Below are 18,218 nucleotides of genomic sequence, written 5' to 3'. Positions count from 1 at the left end.
CAGTAGCGGACTTAACGATAAATGAAAAAGAGTGTTTGAGGTCTGGGAGAGCGTTTTTTAATGTACGATATTACCCTATTTACCGCCCAAGACATGGCCAAATGCAGCTTAGTCCTGCGCCAGTTAGGTAGAAATACTGCTAGTATGGAAGCCAGCAGCCAGAAGATTGTTAACTATATTTACCAACATTTTTGCGATTCGCAAACTGGAGAAAATACCTGTGCCTTAGTGCGTTTGTTCAAAACTCATCCCTACGGGGAATTAGAAGACTCATTGCAACAATCCGCGCGCCGCTTAATGAACGGCAATTCCCCCGCTGCTGACATGAAATGTTGGACTCTGCTAGCAGCCGCAGGCACAGAACCGCAGTGGAATTCTCGGCACACAGCAGCAGAAAATACAGCTATTCCATTAGTTAGCCCAAAATTAGTGGCTCAAATGCCGGCGATTTCGGAAATAATCCGGCAGTTTGGTTTAGACATTCCTACATTCGTCGGAATTGAGCGAGAAAGGTTCCTGCAATTAGAGCCCGCAGTATTAAATATTTTTCACGTATCAGAGGCAAAAGACAGCCCCTTTATTCCTGAGCAAAATTCTTTAATTGTCCCCTACCAAGTCAAGTCTGTCTTGGGATTTGGGGGACTTCTGCCGTCAGGAAGTTTGTTTGCGGTAGTGATGTTCCTGAAAGTTAAAATTCCCCAAAGCACGGCTGAAATGTTTAAAAATTTGGCGCTTAGTGTCAAAACAGCATTGTCTGTTTTTGACGAAAAAAATATTTTTGAATATTCAAAGAATGCTAATGACGTTGTTACAAATAACAATGTTACCGAAAACCAATTACTGGAATATCAAGTTGCTAATTTGATTCAATTGCTGGATTTTTCGGAACAAGAAATGCTCAGACAAGCCGCTCGTTTTCAACGGACAATTGACAAGTTGCAGCGCGAAATTGCCGATCGCAAAAACAAGGAACAAGCTTTGAAAGCAAGTCAAGAGCCATTCACAGGCATCCTCAATATTCCCAAAGATTCTGTTGCTCGCGTCGAAGAAAATCAAGGGATTCAGCGTTTTAATCAAGGGGAAGAACAGATTTAAACCAAGCTCTGTTTTTAGTAACCCGGTTTCTTTGATAAACCGGGTTGTTGCTGTGTTTTTTGAGTTATACCAGTTCCCCCAAAATATGCTGCAACGATCTTACAGTTTAAGGATGATTGTATCAAAGTAAACTACCGAGAAAGAATTGATTTAACAACTAATATCCTATGCACTCTTGAGGACTTCCTTAGAACCCTAAACCATACTGTACTCAGTTGGTGTAGGAGTATGTCACTAAAATTGAAAAAAGTCAAAAGGTAAGAAAGCTTTGAGTAAAAAAAAGATTTTTTACTTTTGGCTTTTGACTTTTGACTTTTAGCACATCCAGTATTCAACTCAAAACTCAAAACTCAAAACTCTTAAGGCGCTGCTGCCGCCCTGCGGTTGGCAACAATCAGATTAGCCTGATACTCTGCTGCTTTTTGCTGAGCCTTTTGATAGTTCGGGCTGGTTGAGGGCACGGCTCTCATGAGCTTAACCGCTTGCTGCCACTCGCTTGCTACTGCGATCCACTCATTTTGAGACTGAGCCGTCTGGGCCGAAATTGCTGCCTTCTGAGCTGTGTTAACGGCTTGCCTCCAAGAGTCAGGCTTAGGCGCGGCGGCTGTTGGCGCCGGAGAGGCTGCCTTGGGTGCCGGAGATGCTGGTGCAGCTTTGGGTGGTGGAGATGTCGGAGCTGGGCTTGCGGGCGCAGCAGCATTGGGAGCGGTTGCGGGGGTCTGAGTGGCTGCCTGTGGGGCGCGCCCAGATGCAGCTGGAGAGGGTGCGGTGGCTTTAGAAGCGGGAGATGCGGGTTTCGGGGAAGGGGAAGCAGCTTCGGGGGGGTTCGGTTCTGGGTTCGAGTCGCCGAAGGGGAAAGTTTTAGTAAAGAAAAGCCCTGCGATCGCCGCCAGAGGTACTAAGATACCCACAGGTATTACCCATTTGGGGAATTGTTTTTTCGGAGGCGGGGCTTGATCTTCGTCTACGTCTTCGTCTTCCTCGTCGTCATCTCGATCGAATTCTCCTTCTTGATAATAGTCTTCGCCTTCGGGCTCGACATCATCTAAACCTACAGAGTCGTCAGGCATTCTACTATCCAAGGGGTAAGGCATTGGCTCCGCAGGCATCAGATCGATTTCATCTTCCCACGCAGGCGATCCGTCACCTGTTCGACGCCCGTAAACCTTGACAGTGTGAATTGATTCGAGTCCCAGCTTCGTCATGCCGGTGCGGATGAAATCGACCAATACCATTTGATCCGGTACTTTGTCTGCCTCCAGAATTATGTGGAGGCAGCCGTTGTCCCGCGTCACATCGGCGTTGATGCCTTTGGGTTTGAGTGTACGGTTGATGCTAGATGCGATCGCTTTTGGATCGCCTTGCTTGAGCAGTTCCCGCGGGTTCTGTTGTGTCATGGGTAGCGCTCTTTTTTTGGGGGGGGTGGAGAGCCGGCAAATAATATTAACCGATCGGCATTCGGCGGACAATATTTATTTACCACATTAACTTCTACTTTGGCATTCTGAGAGTATTTCTAGTATCTATTGACCTTTGGGCCCGCGAGCCGGTATCAAGCACATAGCCGCTATCGAAATTTGTTGTAAAAATTTACAGTAAGGGGCCGATCCTGTGCCCTGTCGCGCATCAGCGAAACAAGCTAGAAAGTTCTATAACTTTGGTTTGCAGGGTTGAGATTTCTTCCCGGCCCCGTTTTAAAGAAGCTTCTAAGTCTAGCAGCAAAGGCAAACTTTTTTGCAGTTTTTCTAAGCTGGCGTTCTTGACTTCTTGGCGAAAATAGTATACTCGTTTCGGATTCCCTAAGTCTAGAGCTTGAGCAATTTTATCATCGCGATCGCCAGCTTGGATCATCGCCTTTACCCACAGCCAAATCCGAAACTTACCAGTCAAGCCAGCCACAATCCTCAAACCAGGCTCGCTGCGGCCAGTTAAGCCGGCCAATAAATCCAAAGCGGCGGAGGTATTGCCCTCGCGAATCGCATCGGCTAGCTGGAAAGTATTCTGGGCGTGACAGTGCACCAGTGCGGCAACTTCCTCCGGGTTCAGAGGTTGGCTGCGGTTGCCCGCAAACAGCAGCAATTTTTCCAGTTCGCTGTATAGCTGTCGAGTATCGCTGCCAATGGATTGCGCCAAAAGTTCGATCGCTGTGGCGGTCAATTTGACGTTCATTTCGCCGGCGACTTGGCGCACCCGCTGGGCTAATTCTTTGTCATTCCAAGGCGGAATCGGTGAAAATTCCCGCACTTGGGCGGACTGGACAAGTAACTTGGTAGACTTGAGCCGGCTGTCGGGTTTTTTGACGGATGTCAGCAGCAACACGGTGGTAGGGGGAATCACCGGCAGCGTCCGTTCAAATTGCGCTAACAGTTCTGGAGAGCACTGCTGAGTTACAGTCGTATTTGCCAGCCAGACAAAACGGCTGCCGGTACCGAAGGGGGGCGTCAAGGCTCGATCGAGCCCTTCGACCACAGCGTCCGCTCGATCGGCAATAATCTTGTCATAGTTAAAACTAGCCCAGTTGGGGTCGAGGACTGTTTGGCGCAAACTTGTCACAGCCTGCGCCATCGCAAAGTCGTCTTCCCCCCAAAACAGGTAAATTTGCATGAAAAACGCTCACTAGCCCAAAAAATCACAGTTGCAGGCGAGGCTTGTCCAACATATCCTGAATTGGGCTGTTGGAAGCCCGCGCCATAATATAAAATTTGGTGTGGGAGTTTGTCACCGCGAGGAAATCAAGATTGGATGATACTTATCAAGCTTACGTAAATCGGGTGGCGCGAATGACGCTGCTGGACTCCTACAAGTCCCAGGTGGAACACATTCAGGAATCTCCAAAATTTAAGCCCGACGAAGCCGGTCACAGATATCCTGTACCTTTTCCGGGTTATTCGGTGATTACGCCACCTGCTGGGGAAGATGCAGAAAATGCTGCACTTTATAGTAATTTGCACTCGATCCAACAACGGCTATTGCAGGAAATAGCGGAGGGTGCGCTCGTGGCACTGCCTCCTGATAGCTTCCATTTAACCGTAGCCGATTTGATTTGGAGCAGCGCTTTTCGAGATGCCTCCGATCAAAATCCAGAATTTGAGGAGCAACTGCGCTCGCGCATGGCCGATCGTTTTGCCGCCTGCAAACCCTTGGCGGGCGGCCCTCCCATTCGCTGGATAGTGCTGGGGTTGATGGTGATGACTAGAGCTGTGGGTGTTTGTTTGGCACCGACGGACGAAAACTCTTACAAGCAAATTCTTGAGTTGCGCCGATCGATCTATCAAAATCCCGATTTAATTGCTTTAGGAATCGAACAGCAATATCATTTTACGGCACACATTACTCTGGCTTATTTTGGGGACACCGGGCCGAACCTAGACCGCGCTCGCTTGTGCACTTTGCTGTCTGAGTTAAACGAGCAATGGCTGGACACGCCGCAAGAACAGTCCGTACACCGAGTGGAACTGCGGAAGTTTGAAGACATGGCCACCTACGTCCGGCAACCGGACTGGCCTGTTTTTGAGTTTTAACGAAGGAAGAGGGAAGAGGAAAGAGGGAAAAAGGAAGATTTTTTCCCATCTCCCACTCTCTCGCCCCCTCTCCCCTGTGACAATAGTCAGGATATTGCCTATTAAATGCTTTAATTATTTTTGTTTGACAGTAAAGTCAAGGAAAAAATTTATGAGAAACCAGGAAAAATCAGTAATTCTGGTTTTTTACTTTTTGCTTAAAAAGTGACAGTACACGTTGTTGGTATAGGTTTAGATGGAGCTGCTGGGCTGAGCGAATCGGCGCGGCAGGTTGTAGAAATGGCCGCTCTGCTAATAGGGAGCGATCGTCATTTGAGCTATTTCCCGCACCATTCCTGCGAGATCTGGGTGTTGGAAGATTTGACGGCGGCAATTCTAGAAATTAAGCGCTGGTTGGCGACTGATGCGAATTTAGAGCCAGCTCCAGGGATTTTTTCGCCCCCTTCTACCCCCTCGTCTCAACTCATTGTAATTTTAGTGGCCGGCGACCCGCTGTTCTACGGCTGGGGAAAGTTATTAATTGCCCAATTGCCGGCAGAAAAATTGACTTTTCACCCCCACGTCAGTTCTGTGCAGTTGGCTTTTAATCGCTTGCAAATCCCTTGGCAAGACGCTCATTTTGTGGGTTCTCAAGGACGTTATTTTGAGGAACTGACGGCCAAACTCAAGCTCGGTGTCGAGAAAATTGCAGTGCTCGCCGACGAAACTCATACTCCCGCTGCCCTGGCAAATTGGGTAAAAGCTCTAGATTTGCCTACACGCTACGAGTTTTGGGTTTGCGAAAATTTGGGTTCGGCTGACGAGCGGGTGGGCCTGCGTTCTCTGTCAGCATTGCTGGGAGAGTCTTTTGCACCGCTGAGCGTGGTTGTGATGCTGCGGGAGTCCCCGGCGGGGACGGAACCTTTGGATTTGGAAAAGTTGCCTTTGTTGGGAATACCGGATGCAGCTTTTATCGGTTGTGGCGACAAGCCGGGTTTGACGGTGGAACGGGAAGTGCGGGTGTTGGTTTTGGCACAATTGGCTTTGCAACCGGGACAAGTTGTCTGGGATGTGGGTGCTGGTAACGGTTCTGTATCGATCGAAATTGCTCGTTTATTCCCGCAGTCTGAGGTTTATGCGATCGAACAAACGGTTTCTGGTACTTCTGCGATCGAGTTCAACTACGGCCGTTTTGGCCTCCAAAATGTGTTTTCGATTTATGGAACCGCCCCGGAAATTTTGCACCGCTTGCGTCCTCCGCACCGGATTTTTATTGGCGGTAGTGGCGGAGGGTTGACTAAAATTTTGGGCGTTTGCGCGCTGCGGCTGCTTCCTGGAGGGTCGATCGTCCTGACTTTGGATGCTTTTGAGGATATTGCTACTGTTTTGAGCTGGATTGGCGATCGGGTGCGCCGAGAACCGCACTGGAGTTACCGAATCGTGCAAGTGCAATTGTCGCGTTCTCTGGCTGGGGGAAATTCAACTCGTTTTGACGCGCTGAATCCGGTTTCGATTGTGACGATCGATCGACATTTGAATTAATGTCTGAATTTTAACCGACGATTAACGTAGATTAATGCCTGTGTTATCTGTGTTTTTTGTGGTTTTAGTTCTCGCTTGATTGAATCTAATCTTTTTTTACGGCAGAGGGCGCAGAGGAAGAGAGGAAGAGTAGAGGTAATTTTAAAGGGGTTTGGGGTATTAGGTTTTAATTTTTAATTAAGAACAGTACGGCTGCTGTTGCTAGCAATAACAGAATTCCGGCTGCACCTGCTAGAGGCTTGGCGGCAATTCCTGTAATCCATTCTGGTACCCTAGAAGTAGGTTTAATTGCGCCTTCCGTATCTACGGTAGTTATACCCCAAATCCAAGCTGCGTGAATGCCGATCGCCAATCCTAAACTGCCATTGTCGGCGATGCGGGCTAATGTTAAAACCATCCCCATCAGCCACAATCCGGGCAGTTGCGGTAGAGTTTCTTTGGCGGCCCAAATTAGATGGGCGATCGCAAAAATGAAACTGGCGATCGCTGCTGCGATTAGCACTGAGTAATCTTGCTGGAGGATTGTTTGCAAGCAGCCGCGAAAGATTAACTCTTCTGTGGCGCTAATCCACACTGCTAATAACAGAGTCAGCAGACTAGCAGGGTTAAAAATTAAAGTCCAAAAATTAATTTGTTTTTCGACTGTTTCGGTGGTGGAAGTTTCGCTTTTTTTTAGCTCGATCCACCCTGCTGTTAATTGCAGACCGAATAAAATTACTAAGCTGATTATTCCTAATCCTAATCCCCGCAGTAATGACATCAAAACTGCGGGTTGCAATTCCCAACCCCAGTTAGTAAAAGATGTGTTTTCTATCCAACTTGTCGCCCATAAAATGAAGGGGACAATCACGTATAGGGAAGCTAGTAAAGGTAGTTTTTTGTTTCCCAGGGGTTGGGGCGGATGCCATTTGAGGGCGATCGCCAGCACAATCGCTGCGGGAAGCCACACAACAATCCAAGTTGAGAAAAACAAGATTATTTTGACAAGGACTGGTATTGACGGCGACAGCAGTCGCAGGTTGTTTATACTATTCCACATTTAATGGGTTGCAACTATAATACTCTTGGCTGTTGACTCTTAACTGTTAACTAATGACTACTGACTACTGCCAACTGCCAATTGACTACCGATCGAGCTTGCGCTGAATTTGCCTCAAAGATTGGTACATTTCGGGCAAGCGGTTGTAGATTGCTGTGGCTTTGAGAAATAGTTTGTGGGGAATTGCTGGAATGCCCGTCACGATCGCCCCTGCTGCAACATCGCTGTGAATTCCGGCTTTGGCAGTGGCGATCGCCCCATCTCCGATTTTGGCTTGATTAGCAATTCCCACTTGACCTGCCAAAATTACATTGTTGCCAATTTTTACCCCGCCAGCCATGCCAACGTGAGCGGCAAACGCGCAATTTTTTCCTACTTGACAGCCGTGACCTACGTGTACTAAATTGTCGATTTTTGTATTCTGGCCGATGCGGGTTTCTCCGACAGCGGGCCTGTCGATCGTACTGTTGCAGCCAACCTCAACGCCCTCTTCCAATACAGTGCAGCCAGACTGCTCCATTTTCACCCAGCCTGTGGCTGTCGGCACGAACCCAAAACCTTCGGAACCTATCGCCGCACCGCTGTGAATCACGCAATTTGCCCCGATGCGAGTACGTTCGTGAATGACACTGTTAGCGTGTAAAACAGTGCCGGGGCCTATTTCCGCATCTGGGTAAATTACGACATTTGGATGAATGCAAACGTTGCTGCCAATTTTGACTTTTGCTTGAATAACGGCGTGGGGGCCGATATAGACATTTTCACCAATTTCTGCTGAGGGGTGAACGACGGCTGAGGGATGAATTTCGGATGCTGGGCGAAACGGTTGATAGAAAAGGGCGATCGTTTCAGCAAACAGCAGTCGCGGATCTGCTGCGGCAATCCAAGCGATGTTGCGATCGTCACATTGAGCTTGGAGGCTTTCATCTAAGGGCAAAATTAAAGCCGAAGCATTTGTCGAGGCTGTATGAGAGGCAAATTTAGCACCTTCTATGTAACTGATTGTGCCCGATCGAGCTTCATCAACTGGGGCAGGGCCAGTAATTTCTGGATCGGTAGCAACCGACGCTGTGAGGCTGCTACTGGTGGCTAAATTAAGTTTTTGTACTATTTCACTAAACTTCATCTATAAAAATTTGTTGTTAACACAGATTGACCATAGTTAAAATTACCAGCTTTAGAGCACGATCTGAGCAGTTGCCATTTAAAAAACAAAAACCCCGGTTTCTTGAAGAAGTCGGGGTTGTAGCGATCGATTATTTTTGGCAATTATTTTACAGAAACTGCATCTACGTCAACGGTGCTGCCTTTGGCTTCAGAATAATTGGCACCGGTGGCTTCGGATGCTGAAGCTGTCTCTGTTTGGCGGGATTTAAAGTAGTCGATCGCCATTTGGGAAACTTCGGAAATCAGCAAGACTGCGATCGCCACATCGTCAATTTGTCCGACGACGGGGAGAAAGTCTGGGGCAATGTCGATCGGGCTTACCAGATATGCCACCGTTCCCAGAATAATCCACCAGCGGTACTTGGGGTTGCGGAGGGTGTCGCGGTACCAGTTGTAAACAGATTGTATAGAAAAGCTCATGGGGTTGTCCTCTACTTATATTTTCAATCTTGACAAATTGTCGCTCGAAATGCTTGTGGAGATATCCCCCCTAAGGTTGGCAAGAGACTTCTACCTGGGAGTATAGGGAATCGGAGAGGGAGAAGTTGTCAAGCTGTGTCGGAAGGGCGGGGACTCTTGACAGCGCCCCTACAGAAACCTGACAGATGAAAGCCGATGGAATTAATCTGTATTTATCTGCGTTTATGTGCGGTTAAAAAAAACATTCATATTGTTGATGGTAGATTCGGCATCTATAGCAATCCGATCTGAGTCTCACAACACAACGCCCTCTTGTCTTCCTAGACTTGTTGTATAGCAAGACTTTCAGATTTTACATATCTAGAAAATCACTTAGGATTGCTATATTAATTGTATATCGTGATTAAAGCAAGTTACTTAGATTTGGATTTTTTAACCGCAGATGTCAGCAGATAAACACTGATGAACGCCGATGGGATTTATCTGTATTAATCTGCTGTTTAAACAAATCTTCATCTCTCTCACTCACGAATTTTGAAAGATCCATTTTTGGTCGCCGATCGCAATTTCGCAACCATTTGGCAGCCAAAAAGGCTCGTTAGCAGCCAGCCTCTGCCCACCCACAAAAGTGCCGTTGGAACTGCCGCTATCGACAAGCTGATATCGCTGTTTGCCAATTTCGTCAGTGGCCCGGCGGATTTGAGCGTGGTAGCGCGAACTTTGCGGATCTTGCAATACTAAAGTGTTGGTTGGTTCGCGTCCAATTGTAAAGGGATTGGCCGTTAGGGCGATCGCTTCTCCAGAAAGTTTGTAGATTAAATATGCGGTTGTTTTGCGATCGCTGCTTGCGAGTACCGTCGGTGCAAGTTGGGGAGGATTTCTCCCAGCAGGAAGGCTGTTTTGAGCAAGTTGTTGTGTTAGTTGTTGTAAATCTCGATCGAACTCCGCTGCTGTGTCTGAAGCTGGAAGACTCGCAGGAGAATTACCTGAAATTAAGTTTAACTGCTGTACGGGAGATTGAGGAACAATCGGACGGCCTGCTTCGGCAATTCTCATTTGCAGGGCGGCGGCATTTTCTGCTTCCTGTCGGGCACTCATTCCCTCAACTTGGCGAATAACTCCGTTGGTTTCGGGAAAGCTGACATCGCCAATTCGCACGTCTTCTAAGTTAAAACCTAGAGTATAAAAATCTTGGACGCGATCGAGCAAATTTTGGCGCAGCAACAGCCGTCCTTGACTGATAAGCTGTTGTAGGGGTATTTGCCCGATCGCTAATCCCATACAATCCTTAACTGCACTTGCTAAAGCACCTATAGGATCGGACAATTCCAAAGCTACCCGTTTCGGATCTATAACTTGATAAATAACGGTCAGAGTGGCATCAATTAAAAATCGATCCTTAGACAAAAAATCTCCGTGCGACTGCACCTCCAAATTGCGGAGTTTGGTGTCTACGAGGACAATTTGAGACTGTTCCAGCAGGGGAAGGGCGAAGCTGAAATGTCGCCCGGATTTTAGGGTACGCACGGCGCGGCCGTTTTTGACCAACACACCCGTGTAACCCGCCCCTATAAAGTCCATACTAAACCCGGCCCAGCGTTCTGGAGTTATGGTTTGAATCAGGGGAGAAGCGTTGTTCATGGGATGCAGTTGAGGGAGCGAAGATTCTATTTTTAGGGTAACAAATTGCTGGGGGCGATCGATCGGGCGGTGTGCCGATTCCGCAACCTCTATTCTATACTTCTGGACTCCCCCCGATTCAGGCCGGACTGGATCTAGTTTGCACCCCAGCAATCTACTTTCTGTTCGTACTGCATTCCCATTTTTGCCATCACCCGCCGCGAAGCAATATTTTCACTCACAGAAAGTTCAATATTGCGATTCAGTGTGAGAGATAAAATGTATATAAGACCAGAAATTGAAGTAGAGGGGCGAGCTCGAATAGCTACTGGGGGCAAATAATATTTATTTTCTATGTCACTAATTTTTAACTAAATGGAGATACCTTAGCCTCACCATCTCCATTAGACTGATCTTTACCACTATAATATTTATCTCTGATTATTTTGGGTTCGTAATTTTCAAATAAATCCTCTATAGTTCCTTGTAATGCCATTTTATAAGCTTCGCAGAGCATATAATCATTATTATCAACAGACTCGTCACTAATGGCATCCCGCTTATACAGCCCTAATATCAACAAATAGTTTTTCTTTAATCTAGCTTTTGGTAGCGGTTCGCTGTGTAAAGCTATCGACACATTCTCTATGTGGCTATCTTGTACAAGATGATCGCACAGATTATTGTAAGCCAGACACAACCATGTTTCTGTTGCCATAAGTCGCTCTACTAAAGTGCCATTTATGGAATATTCAACCACTTTTTCCCAAGCATCCTCATTAATTGTGGGTGAAAAACGTATAGCCCGAAGACTGACAGCGCGTATATATTCGCTCATTTTATGACTGCTGTTTTGATAATATGCTATTACCTCTATAAGCTGACCTAGATAACCTTGTATTGCTAGACTTTCCAAAATTTGTAAGGGTTCGCGCAAAACCCACGGCTTTTCACATAAAATCTCAACAACATCTCTGACTATCTCTGTGAAGCCAAGTATAAGCAACTTATTAACGGCAAAGCGAATGTATGTTTTTAATGTTCTTTGCCTCCTGATATTTTTAGGATCGTTAGGTGCTTTTGGTATTTCTTCTATCTCTTTCAAACTTTCACGAAATAGAGAGATTAATTTTGTCTTTAACCTATCTTTTTCTCCTATCCACTCATAGTTTAACTGTTGGAAATCATACGCCCACTCTCCACTCGACATTTGACGACCCTCCGAAGGCAGAGGTGGTAAATTTAATTCTACTTCTCTTTTTAAATCTTTCCGACGTTTTTTAGTGTTAAATAAATACTTATATATTCTTCTGCTCACATCGGGGGCTTTGATGTAAATATTGATAGAACACAGACACTCTTGATATTGCTCGATTAGGTGTCCCCAGAGATAGTCATTATTTCTATAAGCTCCTGCGAACTCCTTGCGGTACTGAGAGTTGCCAATCCATAAGCCGTTCATTACTCGATCAAATTCTTGGCTAAACTCCTTAAATAAATCATCTTCTTTAATGCTTTCCACAAAATCTGAAACTCGATCGTATATTTCTGTCTTCTCCTTATTAAGATTCAAATTTAGTTTTTCTAATTCTTGATTAAGTGTGTCTAAAACAGCGAGGACATCATCTGCATCTGGCACAAATAGGATCATGTCATCCATGTATCTCGAAAACATCACTTTCCACTCATTATCACTAGGTTGAGTACCAAATATTAGATCGAGTTGTTTTAAATAGAGGTTAGCGTAAAATGCAGAACCAATACTTCCCTGAGTAATACCGTAACCCACTTGATGCTCATCCAATTCCTTTGAAAGTAATATTTTAAGTAACCAACGGATACGCTCGCTTTCCGTTAAATCCTTTGTTAACTCAAGTAAACTATCTTGTACAATTCTTGTATAGTAAGATTCAATGTCAACACGGATTACTACACCATTTTCGTAGTTTTGTGCGTTCATTCGCAGGTCTGAAAGAAAAAGGCTATATGCAGTAAACCAATTTTCATAGAGATATTCAGTTTCACGTTCTCGCTCTGCTGGTAAACGATAAGCATAGCTATTTCCTTGTAATCGCGATGCTTTTCCTCCTAATTTTTGAATAATTGCTGTTGAAATAATTTCCCCTTCCATTCTTGATAAACCTTTAGGACGGGTACTTGATGAACTTTTTACAAAATTATAGGGAATATAGTCTTCTTTATGTGCTTCTTCTTGTACGTAAGCAATTAGTTGTTTTTGTAGTCGATAGATGTTATCTTCGAGATTTATTTCAAATAGGCGGATCTCCACTTCATCAAAAAGTGATTCTTCAAAAAGATATTTGCGGGTGCACACCCAAGCCCGTTCTATATTTTCTGTACTTATAACTTCATGCCAGTCGTTATCTTGGTGCAACTTGGCACTGGTGATATTGCTAACATCCACATGAAAATTTGAGTAATATTTATTATTTTTTCTTATATCTTTCCAATAACTGCCAATAGGGTTTTCATAGTAAACTCTATAAATCTGTTGAATAAGTAAATTGGAGTCTACATTATGATGACTGCTTTTAAATCCTTGAGCAAGTGCATCTGACATTTCTTGAACAGGCAATCTGTCTGCATCAGTACCAATCGTAATTACATAGAGACGATCGATTGGAACTTCTTCAAATAACAGTTTATAGGCGAGGGCGTATTCTTCGCTGTACTTAGCATAATTACCAACCATTAAATCGGAATCTATGCCTCCTAATTCTTTTAATTCCTCATATTCTTGCTGTTCACGTTTGTGCTGACTGCTAAGCAAATCTACAACTGTAGAATGAATCATTAAAACGTGACACAAAAATGGTTGCTGCCATTGCTCCCGCTTTTTTGACAAACAGCGTATAGCAGGAATTACAGCTTCTCCAATACTTTTGGGCAATGTATGGAATTCCAAATTAATTTGTGATGAAACAACTTTAGGTTGTACTTGGGTAATTAACTTGTTATATATTGCCAAAGTCCATTTATTAACGTCTATACCTAAACAATAAATATTGACTGGATGGGTGATTTTTTCTTGTTTTTTTAAACGTAAAGTTATTTCTACAAAAGCAATCGAAGCCGCTCCAGCACCACACCCAACATCCACAAGACAAATATTCCGATTCTGGTCAAGCCAAGTCAGCAACTTTTCGCGAGTAATAATATTTTCCAAGGTGTGGATGACTTTAAAATAGTGTGTGGGGAAATAAAGGCTATATTGAGCTGCCGCGCTTTTGAAAGGTTCTTTATTATCATCACACTGCTTGTAAGAGCTTATATTTTGATATCCATTGACTTCGGGTTTAGTTGCAAGCCATTGATGTACAGCGGTATAGGCATCTGCAATATAAGGATGAAAAGAACGATGGTTCTGCATTTGTTGATTTTTTTGTCAAATTTGCGATATAATACTTGTAGGTGTCAAGCGCATAAGTCCAATGAAAATTATCAGTGCCAGTCGTCGAACTGATATTCCAGCCTTCTACTCGAAGTGGTTTCTCAACCGCATTCGAGCAGGTTTTTGCCATTGGGTAAACCCATTTAGCAGGCAAGTATACCGCGTCTCACTTCAACCGGAAGACTGCTTAGCTATTGTGTTTTGGACTCGCAATCCCCAGCCTTTGCTGCCACACCTAGATTTTCTGACCGATCGCGGTTACTGCTTCTATTTTCATTTCACCATGATTGGTTATCCAAAAGCAATAGAGAGCAGCAATCCGCCTCTTTCGGTATCGATCGATACTTTTAAGCAACTTTCACAGCGTCTTTCTGCCGATCGAGTCCAGTGGCGATATGACCCCATCGTACTTAGCGATTTGACTCCACCTTCTTTCCATCTAGAGCAGTTTGACTTCATCTGTCGCCACCTCGAAGGCTACACTCGGCGCTGTTACTTTTCTTTTGTCGATTTCTACGGCAAAACAGAGCGCAACTTAGGGAAAGTGGCGCAAAAGTACAACGTAAAGTTCGATCGCCCCTGTCTAGACGAGAAACGCCAACTGCTTCAGCAATTACATGATATTGCCGCTGCACGGGGAATTAAGTTGTATTCGTGCTGCGATGATAATCTGGCAGGAGAAAGTTTTGAAAAAGCCCACTGCATTGATATTGATATAGTTAGGATGCTGCGACCTGATAGAGAAAGTCGTCTCAAGGCTGCTCCTACTCGACAGGATTGTGGTTGTGTTGAGTCAGTGGATATCGGTGCTTATGAAACCTGCCTTTTTGGATGTAGCTATTGCTATGCCACGAATAGTCGCGACACCGCATTGAAACGGATGCGCGACCACGACCCAGATGATTCAATACTTTGGCGACCCCCAACATTACAAGGGGTTGACCTAATCACACAAGAACACCGCAAGAAAGAGAAAACATCTGTTGTACAGTTACCCGTGGCTATTCAAGGAACACTTTTTGAGTAAAAGCTGTGAACCGATCAAAATCTCATGAAGCAGGCGATCGCCGCTAACCCAAACCACAAATACCTAATCTTTATTCTCTGTCGAGTTAATCAGGTAAAAAGCATCAGGAACCTCATCAAAAGAATTAACTTGCAATAAATGCTATCTCACACTTAATCAAATAAGCCCGATCGCCCTTTCATTCACCTGACCAAAAAAGCCGCGCACTCAACATGAGAAGTCTGAGGAAAGAAATCCGCCGGCTGCACTCGCGCTAACTTATAATCCCCATTTTCGCACAAAATCTTCAGGTCGCGAGCCAAAGTAGCAGGCTTGCAGCTAACATAAACAATCCGATTTGGTTTGATTTCCTTGATAGCTTCCAAAACCGCGCGATCGCACCCTTTCCTCGGCGGATCTAGCAGCACAATATCCGGTGTCAATCCCAAGGAAGGCAGCAAACTCTCTACAGTTCCCACCTGAAACTCGACATTTCTCACGTCATTTAGCTCACCATTTAATGTGGCTTGTTCTATCGCCGCCGATTGCACTTCTAAACCTATGGCTATTTTTACTTGTTTTGCCAGGGGTAAAGTAAAAGTACCAATGCCGCAGTAAGCGTCAACCAAAACCTCGTTTCCCTGCAAATTCAATTCACCTACCATCACCTCTAACAACGCTTCAGCCGCCTCTGTATTTACCTGGAAAAAAGTATCTGCTCTTAGCTGAAAATTCATCCCAGCAAATCTTTCTCGCAGATAAGAACGACCCGCAATGCAGCGAGTTTCCGCACCAAAAATCACATTAGTTTGAGCGGGGTTTATATTCAAACAAACACCTACCAGTTGAGGATATTTTTTCAGCCACTCTGATGCTTGCTCTTCGAGTCCCGGCAAGTCTCCAGTGCGAACTATTAAAGTTAGCAGCATCTCGCCGGTGCGCCGTCCGATTCGCAAGGACAAGTGACGCAATTCTCCTGTATGTTTCTTTTCGTCGTAGACTTGCCAATCCCGCCAGTGGATGTCTTCTTTAACTTCTTTTAGCAAAGGATTGAGGCGCGGGTCTTGCACCGGACACTGATTGAGATTGACTAATTTGTGGGTGCTTTTTTGATAGTAACCTGCTTGGACTTGACCTGTTGCAGATATTGCCACGGGATAAGTCGCTTTGTTGCGGTATCCCAAAAATTGGGGAAATCCCTCGATTTTGCCCGTTAAAATTTCATCGACTTGCGGATTGCTAAATCCGCCAATCCGTTCTAAGGCTTGAGTGATTTGATTTTGCTTGGCTGCAAGCTGATATTGATAGTCTACGTGCTGCCACTGACAGCCGCCGCACTTGTCGGCGACAATGCAGTTAGCTCGGATGCGGTGTTCGGATGTTTCGAGAAGTGTGTCCAGCTTGCCTGTAGCATAGGTGGATTTGACTTGCACGAGGCGGACAAGGACTCGATCGCCCGTCACGGTATCGGGCACAAACACCACTAACTCACCAAAACGACCAACTCCGTCGCCGGTGTCTGTCAAGTCAGTAATCTCTATCTCAATCAGTTGACCTTGCTGGCAAGGGTTTGCCAATTTCGTCGAGTTTGGGGTGGGGAATTTAGATTTGGTCACAAGTAGTCGTGGTAGGATTTAATATGGTAATGCAATATCGCTCTCTCTTTCCTGAGATAAGTCGTAGCGAAGAAGCGGGGCGTAAGCCATCGCACTCAAGCTCAATTGCAGGCTGTCTTCCTGCTGCTGAACGTCTTGCTGCTAAAGCCAAGCTTCAACCGGGGAGTCGAGCTTGTCGCTAGTTGCCTCGATCCCGTCGGTGCGATAGGCTGTTGGGGCGATGTAGCAAAAACTCGTTAAACAGTCAAACTGTCTGCCGACATCAAAACACTCACTCGCAGTTTTTGAGTTTTTCCCGCAGTACCTTGGAACACAAGGAAACTGGCTTGAACATCAAGCATAACGCTTGGGGAGATTTACCCTCTACTTCTAGGATTGATAAATGTTAGGAGCAAGGCAAGTCTGCGAACCAAGAATCCCGTCGCCAACTGATGGGAATGTTTATTAATGTTATCCTCAAATTTGAATAACAATGAGCGTAGTTAGCCAATTAATTCTCCAAGCCGACGACGAACTTCGTTATCCCAGTACCGGCGAACTCCAAAGTATCAATGATTTCTTTAAAACCGGACAACAGCGGGTGCGTATTGCTACTGCGCTGTCTGACAGTGAGAAGAAAATTGTTGAAGAAGCTAGTAAAAAACTCTGGAAAAAACGACCTGATTTTATCTCTCCTGGGGGCAATGCTTACGGCCAGCGCGAACGGGCTTTGTGTCTGCGCGACTACGGCTGGTACTTGCGCCTGATTACCTACGGTATCTTGGCGGGTGACAAGGAGCCGATCGAGAGCATCGGTTTGATTGGCGTTCGGGAAATGTATAATTCTCTCGGCGTTCCTGTTCCGGGCATGGTCGAAGCTATCCGCTGTTTGAAGGAAGCTTCTTTGGCTTTGCTCAATCAGGATGATGCTAAGGAAGCAGCTCCTTATTTTGATTATATCGCTCAGGCAATGTCTTAATTGCTTTCGTGATTGCTTTCACGGATGTGGCGGAGCATTCGCGGGTGATTTTTGGGGTGATTTTATCTCGCAATTGCTCGCAAATGTTTCGCTTCTGTTTTGGGCAAGGAAATCTGCCTAATTTCAGCTAGGAAGCAATGCTGTTTAAGCTTTCCCAAATGTTGAGTTCGTCTTGTCTTTCAATACACATTTGATTTAAAAAGTCAAGGGTTTTTGGGAGACATTGTTTTTGGAATTTCCGGCTGTCGTAGTGAATGGATGTTTTGAGCTGCGAGAGTTCTCTAAGAGTGAGGCAGGTTTGGATATGATGGGCTATTCACCAAACAGTGGACAAGACTAGACAGCTAGTTCATACACTGGACAAATAGCCAGCCTAAGTACCTTGAATACTACGTTTTGAGGGTGATGACACCTACGGGTGCTTTCCAGCTTGTAGCTCTGTCGTTAGAGATTAAACAGATGTATTTGGTTAAGTCAGTGTCTCTAACCCAACAAGCCATCAAAACATTGGCGAGGAAAACATAACCTGAGTAATCAGAGGACAAAATGTCTAACTTTGTATTCGTTTTAGACACCAACAAACAACCACTTGAGCCAGTAGAACCAGGACAAGCAAGACGATTGTTAAAACTAGCCCAAGCTGCTGTGTATCTCCGTTACCCGTTCACAATTATTCTGAAATATGCGGTCGATTGCCCAAAAACGCAACCCGCTCAATTAAAAATTGACCCAGGTTCTAAAACTACTGGGTTGGCGATAGTACAGGGCTAAGCTGTTGTGCCTTTAAATAGGGTATAATAAAAAATGAGTTTAGTCAATCTCTACAAAAATGCCAGCTAAAAA

At 45.3% G+C, this 18,218-nt stretch carries 15 protein-coding genes; 6 read left to right on the top strand and 9 right to left on the bottom strand.

Annotated features, from left to right (window positions below):
* Positions 1-60 precede the first annotated feature (60 nt).
* The gene (locus tag QUA13_RS12800) at positions 61-1,095 is read left to right on the top strand and encodes a histidine kinase (RefSeq protein ID WP_333198883.1); all 1,035 of its coding nucleotides are present in this window, start codon (positions 61-63) and stop codon (positions 1,093-1,095) included.
* Between the two features lie 359 nt (positions 1,096-1,454).
* Here QUA13_RS12800 and QUA13_RS12795 read toward each other — a convergent pair whose 3' ends face one another.
* Complete coding sequence (locus QUA13_RS12795) at positions 1,455-2,492, bottom strand: hypothetical protein (protein ID WP_333198881.1); 1,038 nt, start codon at positions 2,490-2,492, stop codon at positions 1,455-1,457.
* A 229-nt stretch (positions 2,493-2,721) separates the two neighbouring features.
* Entirely contained in the window at positions 2,722-3,699 is a 978-nt protein-coding gene (holA, locus tag QUA13_RS12790; protein WP_333198879.1) for a DNA polymerase III subunit delta, read from the bottom strand.
* A gap of 176 nt (positions 3,700-3,875) precedes the next feature.
* Between holA and QUA13_RS12785 the strand changes: the two genes are divergently transcribed.
* Together QUA13_RS12785 and cbiE are read left to right on the top strand one after the other, a co-directional pair.
* The gene (locus QUA13_RS12785) at positions 3,876-4,616 is read left to right on the top strand and encodes a DUF1868 domain-containing protein (RefSeq protein WP_172185736.1); all 741 of its coding nucleotides are present in this window, start codon (positions 3,876-3,878) and stop codon (positions 4,614-4,616) included.
* A gap of 204 nt (positions 4,617-4,820) precedes the next feature.
* Positions 4,821-6,137, top strand: a complete 1,317-nt coding sequence (gene cbiE / locus QUA13_RS12780) for a precorrin-6y C5,15-methyltransferase (decarboxylating) subunit CbiE (protein WP_333198876.1) — start codon at positions 4,821-4,823, stop codon at positions 6,135-6,137.
* A gap of 166 nt (positions 6,138-6,303) precedes the next feature.
* Here cbiE and QUA13_RS12775 read toward each other — a convergent pair whose 3' ends face one another.
* The 6 genes from QUA13_RS12775 to QUA13_RS12750 all read right to left on the bottom strand — a co-directional run bounded on the left by QUA13_RS12775 (position 6,304) and on the right by QUA13_RS12750 (position 13,774).
* Positions 6,304-7,176 (bottom strand): CPBP family intramembrane glutamic endopeptidase, encoded by an 873-nt coding sequence (locus QUA13_RS12775; RefSeq protein ID WP_333198874.1) that lies wholly within the window; start codon positions 7,174-7,176, stop codon positions 6,304-6,306.
* Between the two features lie 85 nt (positions 7,177-7,261).
* Complete coding sequence (gene lpxD, locus QUA13_RS12770) at positions 7,262-8,302, bottom strand: UDP-3-O-(3-hydroxymyristoyl)glucosamine N-acyltransferase (RefSeq protein WP_333198872.1); 1,041 nt, start codon at positions 8,300-8,302, stop codon at positions 7,262-7,264.
* Positions 8,303-8,445: 143 nt separating this feature from the next.
* A complete protein-coding gene (locus QUA13_RS12765) occupies positions 8,446-8,763 on the bottom strand; it encodes a YkvA family protein (protein ID WP_333198870.1) in 318 nt (105 codons plus the stop codon).
* A gap of 525 nt (positions 8,764-9,288) precedes the next feature.
* Positions 9,289-10,557 (bottom strand): SPFH domain-containing protein, encoded by a 1,269-nt coding sequence (locus tag QUA13_RS12760; protein ID WP_333198868.1) that lies wholly within the window; start codon positions 10,555-10,557, stop codon positions 9,289-9,291.
* On the bottom strand, positions 10,539-10,721 hold the full coding sequence (locus QUA13_RS12755; protein ID WP_333198867.1) for a hypothetical protein: 183 nt from the start codon (positions 10,719-10,721) through the stop codon (positions 10,539-10,541). Before QUA13_RS12755 ends, QUA13_RS12760 begins: the two co-directional genes overlap by 19 nt.
* A gap of 29 nt (positions 10,722-10,750) precedes the next feature.
* Positions 10,751-13,774 (bottom strand): reverse transcriptase domain-containing protein, encoded by a 3,024-nt coding sequence (locus tag QUA13_RS12750; protein ID WP_333198865.1) that lies wholly within the window; start codon positions 13,772-13,774, stop codon positions 10,751-10,753.
* 61 nt (positions 13,775-13,835) lie between these two features.
* Between QUA13_RS12750 and QUA13_RS12745 the strand changes: the two genes are divergently transcribed.
* Positions 13,836-14,822 (top strand): DUF1848 domain-containing protein, encoded by a 987-nt coding sequence (locus QUA13_RS12745; RefSeq protein WP_333198864.1) that lies wholly within the window; start codon positions 13,836-13,838, stop codon positions 14,820-14,822.
* A gap of 182 nt (positions 14,823-15,004) precedes the next feature.
* Here QUA13_RS12745 and rlmD read toward each other — a convergent pair whose 3' ends face one another.
* A complete protein-coding gene (gene rlmD / locus QUA13_RS12740) occupies positions 15,005-16,417 on the bottom strand; it encodes a 23S rRNA (uracil(1939)-C(5))-methyltransferase RlmD (RefSeq protein WP_333198862.1) in 1,413 nt (470 codons plus the stop codon).
* Between the two features lie 472 nt (positions 16,418-16,889).
* On the opposite strand from rlmD, the gene QUA13_RS12735 reads away from it, so the two are divergent.
* Positions 16,890-17,375 carry an allophycocyanin subunit alpha-B gene (locus QUA13_RS12735; protein WP_172185605.1) on the top strand — a complete coding sequence of 162 codons (486 nt, stop codon included), beginning with the start codon at positions 16,890-16,892 and terminating at the stop codon, positions 17,373-17,375.
* A gap of 546 nt (positions 17,376-17,921) precedes the next feature.
* Complete coding sequence (locus QUA13_RS12730) at positions 17,922-18,146, top strand: RRXRR domain-containing protein (protein WP_445242709.1); 225 nt, start codon at positions 17,922-17,924, stop codon at positions 18,144-18,146.
* Positions 18,147-18,218: the final 72 nt, after the last annotated feature.

Source organism: Microcoleus sp. S28C3, assembly GCF_036700785.1.
In the GTDB taxonomy this organism is placed as follows: Bacteria; Cyanobacteriota; Cyanobacteriia; order Cyanobacteriales; family Microcoleaceae; genus Microcoleus; species Microcoleus asticus.
Note: the sequence above shows the minus strand (reverse complement) of the source record. Positions and strands in the feature narration are given on the sequence as shown.